Origin of the sequence: Agromyces cerinus subsp. cerinus, from assembly GCF_900142065.1 — a bacterium.
In the GTDB taxonomy this organism is placed as follows: Bacteria; Actinomycetota; Actinomycetes; order Actinomycetales; family Microbacteriaceae; genus Agromyces; species Agromyces cerinus.
This window is the reverse complement of the sequence record NZ_FSRJ01000001.1, coordinates 907,657-924,948: the sequence shown is the minus strand read 5'-3', so window position 1 is coordinate 924,948 and position 17,292 is coordinate 907,657. Positions and strand designations below refer to the sequence as shown.

Annotated in this window: 16 protein-coding genes and 1 pseudogene; 9 read left to right on the top strand and 8 right to left on the bottom strand. The window is 71.0% G+C overall.

The window, feature by feature from the left end:
- Positions 1-19: 19 nt before the first annotated feature.
- On the bottom strand, positions 20-1,618 hold the full coding sequence (locus BUR99_RS04155; protein WP_074259040.1) for an ABC-F family ATP-binding cassette domain-containing protein: 1,599 nt from the start codon (positions 1,616-1,618) through the stop codon (positions 20-22).
- Between the two features lie 136 nt (positions 1,619-1,754).
- On the opposite strand from BUR99_RS04155, the gene BUR99_RS04150 reads away from it, so the two are divergent.
- The gene (locus BUR99_RS04150) at positions 1,755-2,849 is read left to right on the top strand and encodes a winged helix DNA-binding domain-containing protein (RefSeq protein ID WP_074259039.1); all 1,095 of its coding nucleotides are present in this window, start codon (positions 1,755-1,757) and stop codon (positions 2,847-2,849) included.
- 106 nt (positions 2,850-2,955) lie between these two features.
- Here the strand turns inward: BUR99_RS04150 and BUR99_RS04145 are convergent, their stop codons facing one another.
- A complete protein-coding gene (locus BUR99_RS04145; RefSeq protein ID WP_074259038.1) occupies positions 2,956-3,519 on the bottom strand; it encodes a YceI family protein in 564 nt (187 codons plus the stop codon).
- A 114-nt stretch (positions 3,520-3,633) separates the two neighbouring features.
- The gene (locus BUR99_RS04140; protein WP_074259037.1) at positions 3,634-4,800 is read right to left on the bottom strand and encodes a glycoside hydrolase family 3 N-terminal domain-containing protein; all 1,167 of its coding nucleotides are present in this window, start codon (positions 4,798-4,800) and stop codon (positions 3,634-3,636) included.
- Positions 4,801-4,878: 78 nt separating this feature from the next.
- Between BUR99_RS04140 and BUR99_RS20385 the strand changes: the two genes are divergently transcribed.
- The 6 genes and pseudogenes from BUR99_RS20385 to BUR99_RS04110 all read left to right on the top strand — a co-directional run bounded on the left by BUR99_RS20385 (position 4,879) and on the right by BUR99_RS04110 (position 11,003).
- Complete coding sequence (locus BUR99_RS20385; protein ID WP_074259036.1) at positions 4,879-6,006, top strand: aggregation-promoting factor C-terminal-like domain-containing protein; 1,128 nt, start codon at positions 4,879-4,881, stop codon at positions 6,004-6,006.
- A gap of 17 nt (positions 6,007-6,023) precedes the next feature.
- Positions 6,024-6,860, top strand: a complete 837-nt coding sequence (locus BUR99_RS04130) for an oxygenase MpaB family protein (RefSeq protein WP_074259035.1) — start codon at positions 6,024-6,026, stop codon at positions 6,858-6,860.
- Positions 6,857-7,351, top strand: a complete 495-nt coding sequence (locus tag BUR99_RS04125) for an Lrp/AsnC family transcriptional regulator (RefSeq protein WP_056008950.1) — start codon at positions 6,857-6,859, stop codon at positions 7,349-7,351. Before BUR99_RS04130 ends, BUR99_RS04125 begins: the two co-directional genes overlap by 4 nt.
- A gap of 108 nt (positions 7,352-7,459) precedes the next feature.
- Positions 7,460-8,593, top strand: a pseudogene (gene pdhA, locus BUR99_RS04120) (pyruvate dehydrogenase (acetyl-transferring) E1 component subunit alpha).
- Positions 8,590-9,615, top strand: a complete 1,026-nt coding sequence (locus BUR99_RS04115; protein WP_143231433.1) for an alpha-ketoacid dehydrogenase subunit beta — start codon at positions 8,590-8,592, stop codon at positions 9,613-9,615. Before pdhA ends, BUR99_RS04115 begins: the two are co-directional and overlap by 4 nt.
- Complete coding sequence (locus tag BUR99_RS04110; protein ID WP_074259034.1) at positions 9,612-11,003, top strand: dihydrolipoamide acetyltransferase family protein; 1,392 nt, start codon at positions 9,612-9,614, stop codon at positions 11,001-11,003. Before BUR99_RS04115 ends, BUR99_RS04110 begins: the two co-directional genes overlap by 4 nt.
- A 45-nt stretch (positions 11,004-11,048) precedes the next feature.
- On the opposite strand, the gene BUR99_RS04105 is transcribed toward BUR99_RS04110, so the two are convergent.
- Together BUR99_RS04105 and BUR99_RS04100 are read right to left on the bottom strand one after the other, a co-directional pair.
- Positions 11,049-11,558: a hypothetical protein gene (locus BUR99_RS04105; protein WP_074259033.1), complete on the bottom strand. Its 510-nt coding sequence runs from the start codon at positions 11,556-11,558 to the stop codon at positions 11,049-11,051.
- A gap of 108 nt (positions 11,559-11,666) precedes the next feature.
- The gene (locus BUR99_RS04100; RefSeq protein WP_074259032.1) at positions 11,667-12,164 is read right to left on the bottom strand and encodes a glutathione peroxidase; all 498 of its coding nucleotides are present in this window, start codon (positions 12,162-12,164) and stop codon (positions 11,667-11,669) included.
- Positions 12,165-12,261: 97 nt separating this feature from the next.
- Here BUR99_RS04100 and BUR99_RS04095 point away from each other — a divergent pair, with 97 nt between their 5' ends.
- Both BUR99_RS04095 and BUR99_RS04090 read left to right on the top strand, forming a co-directional pair.
- Positions 12,262-12,747 (top strand): nucleoside deaminase, encoded by a 486-nt coding sequence (locus tag BUR99_RS04095; RefSeq protein ID WP_074259031.1) that lies wholly within the window; start codon positions 12,262-12,264, stop codon positions 12,745-12,747.
- Between the two features lie 171 nt (positions 12,748-12,918).
- Positions 12,919-13,704, top strand: coding sequence for a metal-dependent hydrolase (locus BUR99_RS04090; RefSeq protein ID WP_074259030.1), 786 nt, complete (start codon positions 12,919-12,921; stop codon positions 13,702-13,704).
- Between the two features lie 65 nt (positions 13,705-13,769).
- Here BUR99_RS04090 and BUR99_RS04085 read toward each other — a convergent pair whose 3' ends face one another.
- From BUR99_RS04085 to BUR99_RS04075, 3 genes are read right to left on the bottom strand one after another with little or no spacing between them, the layout of a single operon-like run.
- A complete protein-coding gene (locus BUR99_RS04085; RefSeq protein WP_074259471.1) occupies positions 13,770-14,708 on the bottom strand; it encodes a winged helix-turn-helix transcriptional regulator in 939 nt (312 codons plus the stop codon).
- Positions 14,709-14,721: 13 nt separating this feature from the next.
- Positions 14,722-15,666 (bottom strand): NAD(P)H-dependent flavin oxidoreductase, encoded by a 945-nt coding sequence (locus BUR99_RS04080; protein WP_074259029.1) that lies wholly within the window; start codon positions 15,664-15,666, stop codon positions 14,722-14,724.
- Positions 15,663-17,276, bottom strand: a complete 1,614-nt coding sequence (locus BUR99_RS04075; RefSeq protein WP_074259028.1) for a class I adenylate-forming enzyme family protein — start codon at positions 17,274-17,276, stop codon at positions 15,663-15,665. The genes BUR99_RS04080 and BUR99_RS04075 overlap by 4 nt, the downstream gene beginning before the upstream one ends.
- Positions 17,277-17,292 lie beyond the last annotated feature (16 nt).

Here is a 17,292-nt window from a genome sequence, read left to right as displayed (position 1 = left end):
GAGCCGAGCACGCTCGCGGCTAGGCCAGCTCGATGAGCTCCTGGTACTCGCGGCTCCAATGGTCTTCGGTGCCGTCGGGCATGATGAGCACGCGCTCGGGGTTCAGCGCCTCGACGGCGCCCGGGTCGTGCGAGACGAGCACGACCGAACCCTCGTAGTGCGCGAGGGCGTCGAGGATCTCGGCGCGGCTCGCGGGGTCGAGGTTGTTCGTCGGTTCGTCGAGGAGCAGCACGTTGGCACCCGAGACGACGATCATCGCGAGCGCGAGACGCGTCTTCTCGCCGCCGGAGAGCACGCCGGCCGCCTTGTGCACGTCGTCGCCCGTGAAGAGGAACGAACCGAGCACCTTGCGCGCCTCGGTCTCGGTGAGGTTCGGCGATGCGCTGACCATGTTCTGGAGCACCGAGCGCTTGACGTCGATCGTCTCGTGCTCCTGCGCGTAGTAGCCGACGCGCAGGCCGTGGCCCGCATCGACGACGCCGGTGTCGGGCTTGTCGACGCCCGCGAGGATGCGGAGGAGCGTCGTCTTGCCGGCACCGTTCAGGCCGATGATGACGACCTTCGAACCGCGGTCGATCGCGAGATCGACCGCCGTGAAGATCTCGAGCGAGCCGTAGCTCTTCGAGAGGTCGGACGCCGTGATGGGCGTGCGACCGCAGGGCGCCGGGGTCGGGAAGCGGAGCTTGGCGACGCGGTCGACGGTGCGCACCTCTTCGAGACCGGCCAGCAGCTTCTCGGCACGGGCGACCATCTGGTGCGCCGCTGCCGCCTTCGAGGCCTTCGCACCGAACTTGGCCGCCTGGAGCTGCAGCACACCGGCCTTCTTCTCGGCGTTCATGCGCTCTTTCTTGCGACGCTCCTCGTCGGCGGCGCGCTGGCGCTGGTAGTGCTTCCAGCCCATGTTGTAGATGTCGATCGCGGAGCGGTTCGCGTCGAGGTAGAACACCCGGTTCACGACCTCGCCGACGAGCACGACATCGTGGGAGATCACGATGACGCCGCCCCGGTAGTTCTTCAGGAACTCGCGGAGCCAGACGACGGAGTCGGCGTCGAGGTGGTTCGTCGGTTCGTCGAGGATCATCGTCTCGGCGTCGGAGAAGAGGATGCGAGCGAGCTCGATACGGCGTCGCTGGCCGCCGGAGAGCGTCTTCAGCGGCTGGTCGAGGATGCGGTCGGGCAGGTTCAGGTTCGAGGCGATCGAGGCTGCCTCGGCCTCGGCGGCGTACCCGCCGAGTGCGTTGAAGCGGTCGGTGAGATTGCCGTACTTCTTCATGGCGCGTTCGGCGACTGCCGGGTCCGCGTCGCCCATGCTCAGGGACGCCTCATGCATGCCGAGCGCGATCTGGCCGAGTCCGCGTGCATCGAGGATGCGCGTGCGGGCGAGCATCTCGGGGTCGCCGGAGCGCGGGTCCTGCGGCAGGTAGCCGATCTCGCCGCTGCGCTCGATCCGGCCGCCGGTGGGCAGCGTCTCGCCCGCGAGCGTCTTCGTGAGAGTGGTCTTTCCGGCGCCGTTCCGGCCGACGAGGCCGATCTTGTCGCCGTCGGAGACGCGGAAGTCGACGTGCTCCATCAGCACGCGCGCACCGATGCGGATCTCGAGATCATGGACGGCGAGCACGGGGGTTCCTCCGAAACGAACGGGGTGGGATGGCGTGCCGAGCGGCACAGCCTCCCAGTCTATCCCGCCCGGCGTGGCTCCGTGGCGGCATGGCCGCACCACAGCGGATGTCTCAGGCTTCCGCCAGACTCGGAGCATGCCGAATCTCGCCAGCGACGCGCGCGTTCGCGCTGCCCGACTCGACTCGCACGGGCTCGCATCGGGCCTGCCCTCGATCGCTGCAGCGGTGCGACGCCTCGGCGCCGTGCAGGCGCAGGACTTCGCCGCCGCGAAGTGGGTGCTCGGCGCGCGGGTGCGCGGCTCGGTCGCCGCCGACGTCGATGCCGCCATCGAGTCGCGCGAGGTGCTCCGGTCGTGGCCGATGCGCGGCACGCTCCACCTCGTGCCCGCCGAGGCACTGCGCGACATCCTCGTGATCACGGGCCCGCGCATCCTGCAGAAGGCCACGGCGACCCACCGGGAGCTCGAGCTCGACGCCGAGGTCTACTCGGCCGCCCGCGGCATCGCGGAGCGCGAACTCGAGGGCGGCCGCTCGCTCTCCCGCGACGAACTGCAGGTCGCCTGGCAGGCTGCCGGCATCTCGACGGCCGGGCAGCGCGGCTACCACCTCATCTGGTGGCTCGCTCACGATGGGGTGCTCTGCTGCGGGCCGGCGGAGGGACGCGGTGGTCAGCGATTCGTGCTGCTCGACGAGTGGTCGCCCCGCGTCGCACCGCCGAAGACGCGCGAGGAGACGCTGACCGCCCTGTTCGTCGACTATGTGAGGGGGCACGGACCGGCGACCGTGCAGGACTTCGCGTGGTGGAGCGGACTCACGCTGACCGATGCGCGTGCCGCCCTCGCCGATGCGGGCGACGGAGTCGTCGCGTTCGATGACGAGCGGTTCGTCGTCGCCGAGCCGTCGTCGGGCTCGCGGGCGACGCGCGCCTCGGGCCGTCATGCGCTCGCGGCGTTCGACGAGTACTACCTCGGGTATCGCGATCGCGGCCCGGTCTGCGACCCGGCGCATGCGCCGCGGGTGGTCCCCGGCGGCAACGGCGTGTTCCAGCCGACCCTCGTGCAGAACGGCCGGGTCGTCGGTCTGTGGCGAAAGGTGGAGCGGGCGCGGGCGACCTCCGTGACGATCGACGGGTTCGACGGCCCGCTCGACCCCGACTCGTTCACGCCCCGCCTTCGCGAGTGGGCGCGGTTCTGGGGCAGAGAGCTCGGCGAGGTGACCGCGCTCGACTGAGACGAGCGCCGCGTCATCCGCGGTGTCGGCACGCACGCCGCTGTGCCCATGCACGCGAACGGCGGCCGTGCAGAGTGCACGGCCGCCGTTCAGAGGAGCGTCGGGACTACTGCTCGAGTGCGGCCTGCAGCTCGAGGGTGATCGTCACCTGGTCGCCGAGCAGCACGCCGCCGGTCTCGAGCGCTGCGTTGTACTGCAGGCCGAAGTCCTCGCGGTTGACGACGGTCTTCGCCGTGGCGCCGCCCTTGTAGTTGCCGTAGGGGTCGCCGCCGAAGCCGCCGAAGTCGAAGTCGAAGGTGACCGGCTTCGTGATGCCGCGAATCGTGAGGTCGCCGTCGACCTTGAAGTCGCCCTTCTCGACACGCACGCCGGTCGAGACGAAGTCGATCGTCGGGTAGGTCTCGGCCTCGAAGAAGTCGCCGGTGCGCAGGTGCGCGTCGCGGTTCGGCTCGTTCGTGGTGACCGAGGCGACCTCGGCCGACGCGGTGACGCTCGAGTCGAGCGGGTTCTCGGCCGTGACGAACGTCGCGGTGAAGCGCTCGAACTTGCCCTTGACCTTGCTGATCATGATGTGGCGGATGCTGAAGCCGACCTCGCTGTGAGTGGGGTCGATGTTCCAGGTGCCAGCGCGGTAGCCGGGGATCTCGATCGTCGGTGCAGTCGTCGTCATGTTGGGCGGTCTCCCGTGTTCGGTGTCGTGGCGGCCGTTCGGCCACGACTATGCAAACGCATGGAGCGACGCGGTATTCCCGCCGGGCGGAGATCTTTCAGAGAATTCTCGGGTTCAGTTCGCGAGCGTCCGGCGCAGGGTAAGCACCCGCTCGGCCGCGTCGTCGAGCTGCGCCTCGGTGATGCGCCCCGAGTGCACGGCTCCGACGATCGACCCGACGAGGCCGTCGATCGAGATGCCCATCGACGCAGGATCCGACGGGAGCACGTAGAGCAGCAGATCGGCTCCGGCCGCCACGGCGCGCACGGCGTTCTCCCCCGGATCCGCGTACTCGGGAAGGCCGTTGTGCTGCAGCATCAGCATGTCGTCGGTCACGACGACGCCGTCGAAGCCGAGTTCGTCACGCAGCACGCGGTGCCACTCGGGCGAGAGCGATGCCGGGGCCGCGTCCACCGCGGGGTAGCTGAGGTGACCCGTCATGATCAGTTCGGCGCCGGCATCGATGCCGCTCGCGAACGGCAGCGCCGGGCCGGCACGCCATTCGTCGATCGTCAACGGCGCGGTCGGCACGCTCGAATGCGAATCGCCCGGCGCCGCCCCGTGACCCGGGAAGTGCTTGAGCGTGCTCGCGACGACGCCCTGCTCCCCGGTGACGGCACCGGCCACCCGATCGGCCGAGCCACCGGGGTCGGTGCCGAGCACACGCCCGAAGATGAACGAGTCGGGATCGGCGGTGACGTCGGCGACGATGCCGAAGTTCACGTTCACGCCGCTCTGGGCGAGCACCGCAGCCCGGGCCGCGAATGCCGCCTGTGCGGCTGCAGGCGCCTCGGCTCGCAGGCTGTCCGCGGCCGCGGCGCCGTCCCAGGGCAGTCGCTGCACCTCGCCGCCCTCCTCGTCGATGCCGATCAGCACGGGAGCCTCCGCATCCGTCTGCACGGCCGCGGTGAGCGCGCCGAGCTCGGTCGGCCCCGACGGCACGTTGTCGCCCATGAGGATGAGTCCGGAGACCCCGGCGTCGACGTACGCGCGCAGTGGTGCCGGGTCGGTGCCCGGTGCGTGCACCATGAGCAGCGCCGCCGCCTTCTGTTCGACGGTGAGCTGCGACATCCGCTCGTCGACCCACTCGGCGATCGGATCGGTCGGGGTCGGGGTCGGGGTCGACGTCGGTTCCGCCGGAGACGCCGTCTCACCGCTGCCCGAAGGGCCCGCGCACGCCGTCAGCGCGAACAGCGCCGCCGTCATGAGGAGCGGCAGTCGTGCAGTTCGGATGGCGCGCATTCGAACGACTCTACGGCGCGTGTCCGAACGAGCGCCGAGAGCCGCGGTGGGTAGACTCGCCGCCTCGAAGGGGGTCTCGTGCGAACTCGACCGAGGTGCGCGGCGGCGGCGGCACTCCTCGCCGCAGCACTCATGCTGCCCGTAGCCCCTGCGTTCGGCGAGGACTACCCCAGTTGGGACGAGGTGGTCGCCGCCAAGCAGGACGTGGCGGCGCGCGAGGCCGAGGCCACGCGGATCAGCGGTCTCGTCGCCTCGCTCGAGACGACCGCCGCGACCCTCGGCGACGCCGCCGTGGCGGCGGCCGGCGCATCCGCCGCAGCAACGGCGGCGCACGCAGCGGCCGAGCAGCGCGCCGAGTCCCTCGCAACGGCGGCAGCGGCAGCCGAGGCGGAGGCCATCGCCTCGGGCGAACGACTCGGGCGGGTCGGCGCCGTGCTCGCCCGCTCGGGCGGAGCGGATGTCACGCTGCGGCTGCTGTTCGACGACGACGCCTCGACCGATCTCCTGCAGGGACTCTCCCGCGCGGCGCAGCTCACGAACGTCTACGGCGGCATCGCCGATCGCGCCGAAGCGGCGAAGGCGGAGTCGGCATCGCTCTCGGCGCAGGCGGACGTCGCCGAGCAGGAGCGATCGCGGCTGGCGGAGGCGGCGGCCGAGGCCGCCGCAGCAGCCGAGTCTGCGCATGCGGCCGCCGAGGCCGAGCTCGCCGAGCAGCGGGTCGTGGTCGACACGCTGTATGCGCAGCTCGCGAGCCTGCGCGACAGCACGGCGGCGATCGAGCGGCGGTACCGCACCGGCGAGCAGCTTCGACTGGCGGAGGAGGAACGGCAGCGCGCCGCCGAGGCGGCGAGCGGCGAATCGGTCGACGTGGGCAGCGCACCACCGCCGGGAGTCGTCGTCGACACCTCCGGCGCGAAGGCCTATGCGGCAGGCGCCGTAGCACGCTACGGCTGGGGTTCAGGCGAGTACCAGTGCCTCCTGAACCTGTGGACCCGCGAGTCGAGTTGGCGGGCCGACGCCTACAACGCCTCGAGCGGCGCGTACGGCATTCCGCAGTCACTGCCGGGCAGCAAGATGGCCAGCGCGGGTGCGGATTGGCGCACGAACGCCGCCACGCAGATCGAGTGGGGTCTCTCGTACATCGCCGATCGCTACGGTGCACCGTGCGGCGCCTGGGCGCACTCGGAGCGGTTCAACTGGTACTAGCGCTACAACTGGTAGTGATGCATGCCGACACCAACGACCACGAACTCGCAGTGTTCCGGCGCCACGGCGCCGAGGGCGTGCTGCTCCTCGGCGGCGGCGCCGCGATCCTGCTGCAGCTCGCCGACCCCCGCGTCGCGCGCGGTGTGGCCCAGCACAGCGGATTCCGCGAACGCCCGCTCGAGCGTCTGATCGGCACCCTCGACTACGTCTACGCGATCGGCTTCGGCGACGAGCAGCTCGCCGCTGAAGCGGTGCGCGCCGTGAACCGTCGTCACGCGCCGGTGCGCGGCGACGCCCAGGGCGGACAGCCGGCCTACAACGCATTCGACGCCGACGCCCAGCGGTGGGTCGCCTCGACGCTCCTGGCCGTCGCGCTCGAGCTGCACGAGCGTCTCGAGGGCCCCCTGCCCGCAGCAACCGCCGACATCATCGTTCGGGGATACGCGCCGCTCGGCACGCGGCTCCAGTCCGCGGGCGAGGGGTGGCCCGAGAGCCGCGTCGAGTTCGACGCCTGGTGGACGGAACGACTGGGCGCGCTCGAGGTCGGCGACGAGGCCCGCACGGTCGCGAGGAGCCTGTTGACCGGCGCATCCGCTCTGCCCCCCGGCGCCGGACTGCTGCTGCCGCCCGTGCGCCTCATGACGGCCGCCCTGCTGCCGGCATCCGTCCGGGCGGCCTACGGGTTCCGCTGGACACCACGGGTCGAACGCGTCGCCAACGGATGGCTCGACGCGATCGCCGCCGTCTGGCCGTTGCTGCCCAGGGTGGTCAGGCACGCGCCGATGCACGCATCCCTCCGCCGCGCGACGCGTCGCAGCCGGTACGCTGGAACCGAGCAACGAGGACGAGGATGACCCAGTCAGTACCGCACCGCAATGATGCGCTCGACAGTATCGACCGCAGCATCGTCGCCGAGCTGAGCCGCGACGGCCGGCTCTCGGTGCGAACCCTCGCTGAACGCGTGCACATCTCACGCACCGCCGCCCACAACCGGGTGCAGCAATTGCAGCAGCGCGGCGTCATCACGGGCTTCGGCGCCCACATCGACCGCAAGGCGATCGGCCTGAACATCTCGGCACTCGTCGTGGTGCGCATCGGCGAGGTCTCGTGGGAGGAGATCGCGGCGAAGCTCGCGACGCTGCCGTTCGTCGAGAAGGTCCAGGCCGTCTCGGGCGACATCGACATCATCCTCACGGTGAGCGCGCCCGACCACGAGCAGTTGAGCCAGGCGATCCTCCGCGACATCCACGACATGCCGGGTGTCGTGTCGACCCGGTCGCACCTGATCCTCGCCGAGATCGAGGGTCATCCCCCGGCGCAGACGCTGGACATCTGGCGCACCTGACGCCCTCCGCGGCGGACGAACGGCCTCGCTTTCGAGCCCGCCGAGCCGTTCGTTCACGGTTGCTCGGGCGTTCCTCCGCGGCGCGCCAGAGTGTCCGACGATGAGGTCATGAGCCTCAATGTCGAGCATGCGTCCGTCCGCACCCTGCCGAGCGAGAAACCCCTGCGCCTCCTCGACAACGCCGGTCATGCGGTCACCGGTTCCGCGACCGGCGGGTTCGGTCTGCCCGACACCGAGACGCTGCTCGAGCTGTACCGCAAGATGGTCGTCGCCCGTCGATTCGACGTGCAGGTCACCGCACTCACGAAGCAGGGACGCCTCGCCACCTACCCCTCGGCCTACGGCCAGGAGGCCTGCGAGATCGGGGCCGTGGCGGCGCTGACCACCGAGGACTGGCTGTTCCCGACGTACCGCGACAGCATCGCGCTGCTCACCCGCGGCATCGAGCCCGCCGACATCCTGCAGTCGTTCCGAGGCGATTGGCACAACGGCTAGGACCAGCACGCGCACCGCACCGCCGCGCAGGCCACGCCGCTGGCGACGCAGGCGCTGCACGCCGTCGGCCTCTCGCACGCGGCGCGCCTCCGGCACGACCCGATCGTTGCGCTGACCTTCCTCGGTGACGGCGCCACGAGCGAGGGCGACGCGCACGAGGCCTTCAACTTCGCGGCGGTCTGGCAGACCCCGACGGTCTTCGTCGTGCAGAACAACCAGTTCGCGATCAGCGTGCCCCTCGAGCGGCAGACCCGCGCGGCGACGCTCGCCGACAAGGCGGTCGGCTACGGCATGCCCGGCTACCACGTCGACGGCAACGACATCGCCGCGATGTACGCCGTCACCACTGCCGCGGTCGAACGGGCCCGGAACGGCGGCGGCCCGACGCTCATCGAGGGCGTGACCTATCGCATCGAGGCGCACACGAACTCCGACGACCCCAGCCGCTACCGCGCTGCACGCGACGTCGAGCACTGGAAGCGCCGCGACCCGATCGAGCGCCTCGAGAAGTTCCTCGTCTCCGAGGGCGCGCTCACCGAGGCCATGCGCACCGAGATCACGGATGCCGCCGAGGCCCTCGCCGCCCGCACGCGCGACGTCATGACGACCGAGGCCGAGCTCGACCCGCTCGAACTCTTCGACCACGTCTACGGGCGCGACCGCACTGCGCTCCTCGAGCAGCGTGCATCGCTCGAGGCCGAGATCGCCGCCGGCGCGTTCGCGAGCCACGAGGGGGCGGCACGATGACCGCGACCGCGACGAGCACCCACGCCGCCGAGGCATCCGCTGCACCGACGCAGCTGACGATGGCCGGCGCCCTGAACGCCGCGCTTCGCGACGCCATGGCGGCCGACGACCGCGTCATCGTCTACGGCGAGGACGTGGGACCCCTCGGCGGCGTGTTCCGCGTCACCGACGGCTTGCAGGCCGAGTTCGGCGAGGATCGCATCTGGGACTCACCGCTCGCCGAGTCGGGCATCATCGGCACCGCGGTGGGCATGGCGATGTACGGCATGCGCCCCGTCGTCGAGATGCAGTTCGACGCCTTCAGCTACCCGGCGTTCGAACAGATGGTCTCGCACGTCGCGAAGATGCGGAACCGCACCAAGGGCCGCGTCACGCTGCCCATGGTCGTCCGCATCCCCTGTGCCGGAGCGATCGGCGGCGTCGAGCACCACTCCGACTCCTCCGAGTCGTATTGGGCGTCGACGCCCGGCCTGACCGTCGTGATGCCCTCGAACCCCGCCGATGCCTACTCGATGCTGCGCGAGGCGATCGAGAGCGACGACCCCGTCGTCTTCATGGAGCCGAAGAGCCGCTACTGGTCGAAGGCGCCGCTCGCCCTGCCCGTCACGACCGCGCCGATGGACCGCGCCGAGGTCGTGCGCGAGGGCACCGACGTGACGCTCATCGGCTACGGCCCGACGGTGCGCACCGCACTCGAGGCCGCCGAGGCGGCCGCCGCCGAAGGCCTCTCGATCGAGGTCGTCGACCTCCGCAGCCTCTCCCCCTTCGACGACGAGACCGTCGGCGCCTCCGTGCGCAAGACCTCGCGTGCCGCCGTCATCCACGAGGCCGCGCAGTTCGGCGGCTACGGCGCCGAGGTCGCCGCACGGGTGACCGAACGCAACTTCCATCACCTCGCTGCGCCGGTGCTGCGCATCGCGGGCTTCGACATCCCGTTCCCCTCGCCGAAGCTCGAGGAGTACCACCTGCCGACCGCCGACCGCGTGCTCGCCGCGCTCGACACCTGGGAGTGGGACGCATGAGCCGCGAGTTCATCCTCCCCGACCTCGGCGAGGGCCTCACCGAGGCCGAGATCGTCGCCTGGCTCGTCGCCCCGGGCGACGAGGTGGCGATCGACCAGGTCGTCGTCGAGCTCGAATCGGCCAAGTCGGTCGTGCAGCTACCGACGCCGTTCGCCGGTGTCGTCGAGTCCCTCGGCGGCGAGGTCGGCGAGGTGCTGCACGCCGGCACCGTGTTGCTGACGCTCGGCGGCGGTGCCGAGGTTCCGGATGTCGCGGAGCCCGCCGAACCCGGCATCGTGACGAGCGAGACCGCGCTCGCCGAGGAGTCGGGCGCCGTGCTGATCGGCTACGGCACCCGGCAGTCGACCGTCACCAAGCGGGCGGCCTCGGCGCCGGCGCGCTTCGGTCGACGCGGTGGCGGAGTCGGTGCCAGCGGTGGCGGTGCTGCTGCTTCGTCCGGTCCCCGTTCGAACGGCACGGCCAGGCTCGACGCCGCACGCCGCTCCCCCGTCGTCTCCCCGATCGTGCGCCGCCTCGCCCGCGAGCACGGCTTCGACGCGAGCCAGCTGCTCGGCTCGGGCCACGACCATCTCGTGATGCGACGCGACGTCGAGTCGTTCATCGCCGAGCAGGAGGCTCCGACCTCGGCAGCTGCTGCTGCGGCATCCGCTGCACCATCGGCCCCGACACCCGCTGCCGCGCCCATCCCCGAGCGCGACGGCGACCGCCGCGTGCCGCTCGACCGAATGGCCCGCGCCGCCGCCGCCCACTTCTCCCGCTCACGCCGGGAGATCCCCGAGGCGACCGTCTGGATGGACGTCGACGCGACCGGCCTGCTGGCCGCACGCCGACAGCTCCAGGAGGCGACCGGCGAACGGTTCGGCTTCACCGCCCTCATCGCCCGGTTCGTCGTCGCAGGGCTCGCGAAGCACCCGGCGCTCAACGCGAGCTACAACGCCGAGCGTGAAGAGCTGGTCTACCACTCGGCAGTAAACCTCGGCCTCGCCGCACAGACCCCGCGAGGACTCCTCGTGCCCGTCGTGCATGGTGCCGAGCGGATGCCGCTGCGCTCGCTGCGCGACGCGATCACGGCCCGTACCGAGGAGGCCGCCACCGGTGTCTTCCCGCCATCGGCGCTGACCGGCGGCACCTTCACGCTCAACAACTACGGCACGCTCGGCGTCGACGGTTCGGCAGCGATCATCAATCACCCCGAGGCGGCGATGCTCGGTGTCGGCCGGTTCATCGAGCGCCCATGGGTCGTCGACGGCGCCCTGGCCGTGCGCACCGTGACGGAACTGACGCTCTCATTCGACCACCGTGTGTGCGACGGCGCCGAGGCCGCGGCCTTCCTCACCTTCGTGGCGCGATGCGTCGAGCGCCCCGTGTCGGTGCTCGCCGAACTCTGAATCCGGAGCGGCGTCGCCCGGTGCGACGTCGCGATCGCCTCGGGATCAGAAGAAGTCGTCGGGAGTGCCCGCGGCGCGCTCGACGTCGCGGGTGTCCTGCGCCCCGGCCTTGAGCTTCGCGACCGCGACACGGAGTCCGGACTCCATCTGCGCCGCCCATGCGTCGGACTCGCGAGCGGTCTGCTCGGCGGCACGGGCGCGAGCCTCGCTCGCCTCGGCGGCGTTGCGCGCGTCCTTCACCTGTCGGAGCGCGAGCGAGATGCCGTAGTACGCCGCGACCATGGTGGCGATCGGCGCTGCGATGATCGCGAGCGCGCTGATCGCGGGACCGGTGGGGCTGAAGGCGATCAGCAGCGCGAAGGCGAGGAAGAGCGCGACGATCGCGGCGAGCACAACGAGCATGAAGCGCAGGTCGCCGCTCCACTTGCCTCGTTCGGCCGGTTCCTTCTGCGCTGGTGCCGACGACGGCTCGTCATCGAGCGCCGGCGCGAAGTTCGGCAGCACCGGAGTACCGGCTGCCCTGTCATCGGTCGGACGTGTGTACGCGTCGGACATTCGTGCTCCGCTCCCCTAGGCATTCGGATCAACCCCCCAATTGTGGGCCGGGTCCGCGTACGGGTCAAGGTGCCGCGCGGCACGCCTCGGAAGCCGGTCGTCCGGAGTTCAGGCGGCCTGGGCCTCCGCGAGCCCCGCTTCGATCGCGGCGATCACGGCAGGGTCGTCGGGCTGCGTCGTCGGCCGGAAGCGCTGCACCCCACCGCCCGGCTGCACCACGAACTTCTCGAAGTTCCACTTCACGCGACCGGCCTTGCCGTTCGCGTCTGCCACCGAGGTCAGTTCGGCGTAGAGCGGATGCCGGTTGCGCCCGTTGACCTTGACCTTCTCCATCAGCGGGAAGCTGACCCCGTACGTCATGGAGCAGAACTCCTTGATGTCGTCGCCGCTGCCGGGCTCCTGCCCGGCGAACTGGTTGCACGGGAAGCCGAGCACCGTGAACCCGCGATCCCCGTACTCGCGCTGCAACGCCTCGAGCTTCTCGTACTGAGGCGTGAGGCCGCATTTCGATGCGACGTTGACGATCATCACGACCTGATCGGCGTACTCCGCGAGGGAGGTGGGTTCGCCATCGATCGTCGTGAGGGGAATGTCTCTGATGTCCACACCCTGATCGTATGTCCGGCGCCGGCATTCGCGGCGCGTTCACATCGAATCCGAAGACACGGTTCCGCGGCACCCCGAATCGCGGCAGACTCGATCCGTGGGCATCACCGACGAAGACCTGGCGTTCCTCGAGCGCGCCGTCGCACTCGCTCGAGAGGCCGCGGCCGACGGCGATGGCGCCTTCGGTTCCGTGCTCGTCGACGACGCCGGCGTCGTGCGTTTCGCCGACCGCAATCGCGAGACCTCCCTCGGCGACGAGACGCGGCATCCCGAGTTCGAGATCGCGCGTTGGGCGGCGACGAACCTGACGGGTGCCGAGCGGGCCTCCGCCACCGTCTACACCTCGGGCGAGCACTGCCCGATGTGCTCCGCGGCGCATGCCTGGGTCGGGCTCGGGCGGATCGTGTACGCGGCTTCGGCGGCGCAGATCGCCGAGTGGCGCCGAGCGGCGGGCATGACGCCGTCTGCGGTCGCCGTACTCGCGATCACGACCGTCGCGCCGGGACTCGTCGTCGACGGCCCGGTCGAGCGGTTCGCCGGCGAACTCCGGTCGTTGCTCGTCGGCGCGGCTCCGGCGTCCTGACCTGCCGCATCGGTCGAACGCGACCGCTCACCCGGCTTCGAGGGCCGGTGTCGGCGCGGGGCGATACGGTCGGTTGAGTCGGTCTCAGACCGTGGAGTGACGAGCGGTGTGCGCACGTCGAGTACCCGCATCGGGTGACGATGCACGCCATCGAAAGGACCACCCGCCGCGATGAAGGGCGTCAACCATGCCACGAGCGGCGCCGCCGCCTGGATCGCCGTCACGGGCGCGATGCCGTACCTCACGAGCGGTGCATACCCGCTCGACCCGGTCGGGGTCGTCGCGGGATCCTTCATCTGCGCGGGTGCGGCGCTCCTGCCCGATGCCGACCACCACAGCGCCACCATCGCGCAGTCGGTGCCGATCCTCGGCCGGCTCACCGCCGGTGCCGTGGGGGCGGTCGCCGGCGGTCATCGCTACGGCGCGCACTCGCTCATCGCGGCAGCCGCCGTCGGTGTCGGCGCGTGGGCGCTGACGCTCCTGACGCTGACGACCGATCGACTCGGCACGTTCTCGGTCGGCATGATGATCGGCTCCGCCGCGCTCATGTGCTTCGCCGTGAAGGCCCGCGACATGGTGAACTCGTGGCTGACCGCATGGTCCATCGGCGCGGTGTTCGGGCTGCTGCTCGTGCTGCTCGCACCCGACAGCGTCCAGTGGTTCCCACTCGCCGTCGTGGTCGGGTTCGTCGCGCACCTCGCCGGGGACTTCCTCACCACCGGCGGCCTGCCCGGCCTGCTCTGGCCGATCATGCCGCGCCCGCCGAAGTTCTTGCGACGCACGCCGATCATCAGCCGCATCTGGCGCCCGAGCGGGCACGTCGCCCTGCCCGTGCTCGGCGACACGGGGTCGGTGCGAGAGGTGGCGCTCGGAACGGGCCTCGCGCTCTACGTGCTCATCGGGGTCGTGCACGAGACCGTCCGCTGGTTCGGCATCCATCCCGCGGCGCTGCTCTGACACGGGGGCGCGAGTCGCGATTCGCACGCCCCGAGGGTTCGGAGCGATGCGTGGCCGGCGCCGCGTCAGACTCGGTTCGCCGACGCGTCCGCCAGCTCGAAGTGGACCGCCGTTCGCACGAGCTCCTCGCCGCACTTCGAACACAGCAGCACCGGCGCGAGCGGCGAACCGCACTGGACATGCCGGATGGTCAGCTCGCGGCCCGACTCCGACGCGTACCAGCGCTGCGCCCAGTCGACGAGGATCGCGAAGACCGGGAAGAAGTCCATGCCCTTGCTCGTCAGCCGGTACTCGCCCTCGGATGACGGCGCGTGCAGCACGCCCGCCGCCACGAACCGCCGGAGCCGGTCGGACAGGATCGACTGGGCGATGCCGAGCTCGGCCTTGAAGCCGTTGAAACGACGGACACCGAGGAAGGCGGCCGCGAGGATCGCCGTGCTCCAGCGGTCACCGAGGATCTCCATCGTCTCGGGATAGTAGGACAGCGCGTCGGCAGCGCTCGCCGACTCCTTCGCCCGGCGGTGCAGGCGAGGCACGCTGATCTTCGCGAACTCCGCCTCGGCGCCGCGCTCAGCGGTGGTGTCGCGAGCCGTGACGGGAGCGGTGTCGCACACGCCGCAGCCGAGGACGGGCAGGGTCGCCTGTCCGCACACGTCGTGCATCAGCACCGGTGCATCCTCGGCACCGGGGACGGACACCTGCTCCCATCCCCAGATCGCAAGCAACAGGCGCCAGAGCTCGAGCGCACGCGGCGTCAGCAGGTATTCCTCACGGGTCCGGCCGTTGTCGTCGTACGGGACGCGCTCCATCAGCTCGGCTGCGACGAGATCGCGCAGGCGAGCGGCCAGCGTCGATTCGCTCAGCCCGAGCTGTGCCCGCCAGTCGCCGAAGCGGCGGGTGCGCAAGACGAAGGCCCGCTGCAGGATGAGCAGCGTCCAGCGGTCACCGAGGGTGAGGAGCGCGATTCCGATCGCACTCCCGCTCGTGGGGATGGTCGCCGTCACTCCGTCAGCATAGTCAGCGCGCCCCCACGAGCCCGGCAACCCGATCCCAGGCCGCGCCGTACTCGACCACCAGTCGATCGACGACGTCCGCGGTGGTCTCGATCGCATCGATGTTGTCGAGGCCCTGGCCGGCGGCCCACGTGTCCTTCCACCGCCGGACGTTCGAGATCTCCGACGAGTAGTTCCGTGCGGTCGGGGCATCCGCGTCGGGGTCGATGCCGACCGCTGTGAGCGAGGCACGCAGCCAGGACGCCGGGGTGCCGGTGATCGCAGCGGAGACGACGAGATCGTCGATCGAGCTGCCGACGACCATCTGCTTGTGTCCCTCGACGGCGATGCTCTCCTGCGTGGCCAGGAAGCGCGTGCCCATGTAGACGAGATCCGCACCGGCGGCGACGGCGCCGGCGACGCCGGCTCCGGTCGCCACGCCGCCGCCGACGCACACGAGGCCGTCGAAGCTGTCGCGCACCGCCGCGATGAACGGCAGCGGTGAGAGGTGACCGGTGTGGCCGCCCGCACCGGATGAAACGCACACGAGCCCGTCCGCCCCGGCGTCGGCGGCTTTGCGGGCCAGCTTCAGCGAGACGACGTCGGCGAGCACGAGGCCCCCGTAGGAATGCACGACGTCGACGACCGGGCGCGGAGACCCGAGCGCGGTGATGACGACCGGCGGGCGGTGCTTCGCCACCATCTCGAGATCGTCGCCGAGGCGCGAGTTCGTGGAGTGGGTGATGAGGTTCATGGCCCACGGCGGAGCATCCGGCCCGGTGCCGAGGGCCGTCGTGATCTGTTCGAGCCAGTTGTCGAGCTCCTCGGCGGTGCGGCAGTTCGGCGTGGGGAACGAACCGACGATGCCGGCGCGGCTCGCCGCGATGACCAGGTCCGGCCCCGAGACCAGGAACATGGGGGCGGCCACCACCGGGAGGCGCAGACGCTGGAGCAGTTCGGAGGGGGTCATGTCGTCGGGAGCCTTTCGTCGGATGCGCCGGAGAGCGGATGCTCCGCGGCGATGAGCTGCGCGGCGATGGCACGGCGATCGAGCTTGCCGGTGGCGCCGAGCGGGAGCTCTGCGTGGAAGTGACAGGTCTTGGGTCGCTTGTGCGGGGCCAGGCGGTCGAGGCGGTCGTGGAGCTCGGCCCGCTGCGAGGCATCCAGATCCGCGCCGGAGGTCGTCGTGTACGCGAGCACGATCCGCTGCCCCCACCGCTCGTCGGGGAGCCCGACGGCGACGGCGTCGCGAAGGCCGGGGCTCGACAGCACCGCCGACTCGATCTCCCCGGGGTAGACGTTGTATCCGCCGCTGATCAGCATGTTGTTCCTGCGGTCGGCGAGCACGAGGTACCCGTCCGTGATGACTCCCACGTCTCCGGTGAGGAGCGCCGTGCCGTCGAAGGACTTGCCGAGATCGGTGCGCTCCTCGGCGTTCCAGTACCCGGGGGTCACCATGGGACCGCTCACCGCGACCTCGCCGAGCTCCGACGGGACGGGCCCCGTGTCGGCGGATCCCCCATCGCGCCGGATCTCGATGCGGGCATCGCCGACGATGCGCCCCGCGGAGGCGAGCAGCTGCGGCGTGTCACCCAGGCCCCGGGCGTGATCCGCGATGCCGAGCACGGTGAGCGGAGGGATCGCTTCGACCAGGCCGTAGTACTGCACCAGCCGGTCGGTGAGGAGCTCTGCTGCACGACGGATCTGCGCGGGCGGCATGGGAGCACCGGCGTACGCGAGCATCCGGAGGCGCGCGAACGATCGGCGATCCGGCTCGGGCAACTGCGTGAGCGCGTCGACGACGCTCGGCACGAGTGCGAGATGGGTGATGCTCGCGGCCGCGACGAGTTCGGAGATCGCCGCGGGTGTCGGATGGTGCGCCATGACCTGCCGGGCACCGAGGGCGAGCATCGGGAGGATGAAGAGACCGCTCGTGTGGATCGCCGGACCCGCGTGCAGGTAGGCATCGACGTCGCCGGTCGGCTCCACCACGTGTCGCAGCATCGCCCGCATCGAGGCCAGCCGCATGCCATGCGTGCGCAGCGCACCCTTGGGCATGCCGGTCGTTCCGGACGAGTAGGCCAGGCCGACCACGTCCTCCGGATTCGGCGCGACGAGGCGTGCGCCGGGCGACCCGTCGTCGATCAGCTCCGCGAGCCCGCCGTCATCCGCCCGCACCCTGATCTCGCAGGCGACGTGCTCGGTGATGCCGGCGCCGTCGCCGCCCCGCAGGCGACCGTCGGCGATGAGGCCGCGGGCGCCGCTGTCGTGGTGGATGCCGCGCCACTCGCGTGGCCCGAGGCGCGGGTTCAGCGGCACCCGGACGAGCCCGGCCAGGGCCAGCGCCATCTCGCTCACGAGCAGCTCGCAGCCGTTGGGCAGCGCCTCGAGCACCCGATCCCCCGGACGCAGTCCGCTGCGCAGCAGGCCGTCGGCGAGGCGTCGGGCGCGCTCACGGAGTTCGGTGAAGGTCAGCGAGCCCGTGGCATCCTGCACCGCCACCCGATCGCCGTGACGCTCGGCGGCCGCGTCGAGCACGTCGCCGACGGTTCGCGCTCCGTCCAACACCTGCGTCGTCATGATCGGTACTATAAGC

What these genes read in the sequence shown, in the direction of transcription:
- BUR99_RS04150 (WP_074259039.1), top strand. Translation starts at nt 1,755, where the DNA reads ATGCCGAATCTCGCCAGCGACGCGCGCGTTCGCGCTGCCCGACTCGAC.
- BUR99_RS04145 (WP_074259038.1), bottom strand. Translation starts at nt 3,519, where the DNA reads ATGACGACGACTGCACCGACGATCGAGATCCCCGGCTACCGCGCTGGC.
- BUR99_RS04140 (WP_074259037.1), bottom strand. Translation starts at nt 4,800, where the DNA reads ATGCGCGCCATCCGAACTGCACGACTGCCGCTCCTCATGACGGCGGCG.
- BUR99_RS04130 (WP_074259035.1), top strand. Translation starts at nt 6,024, where the DNA reads ATGCATGCCGACACCAACGACCACGAACTCGCAGTGTTCCGGCGCCAC.
- BUR99_RS04125 (WP_056008950.1), top strand. Translation starts at nt 6,857, where the DNA reads ATGACCCAGTCAGTACCGCACCGCAATGATGCGCTCGACAGTATCGAC.
- BUR99_RS04115 (WP_143231433.1), top strand. Translation starts at nt 8,590, where the DNA reads ATGACCGCGACCGCGACGAGCACCCACGCCGCCGAGGCATCCGCTGCA.
- BUR99_RS04110 (WP_074259034.1), top strand. Translation starts at nt 9,612, where the DNA reads ATGAGCCGCGAGTTCATCCTCCCCGACCTCGGCGAGGGCCTCACCGAG.
- BUR99_RS04105 (WP_074259033.1), bottom strand. Translation starts at nt 11,558, where the DNA reads ATGTCCGACGCGTACACACGTCCGACCGATGACAGGGCAGCCGGTACT.
- BUR99_RS04090 (WP_074259030.1), top strand. Translation starts at nt 12,919, where the DNA reads ATGAAGGGCGTCAACCATGCCACGAGCGGCGCCGCCGCCTGGATCGCC.
- BUR99_RS04080 (WP_074259029.1), bottom strand. Translation starts at nt 15,666, where the DNA reads ATGACCCCCTCCGAACTGCTCCAGCGTCTGCGCCTCCCGGTGGTGGCC.
- BUR99_RS04075 (WP_074259028.1), bottom strand. Translation starts at nt 17,276, where the DNA reads ATGACGACGCAGGTGTTGGACGGAGCGCGAACCGTCGGCGACGTGCTC.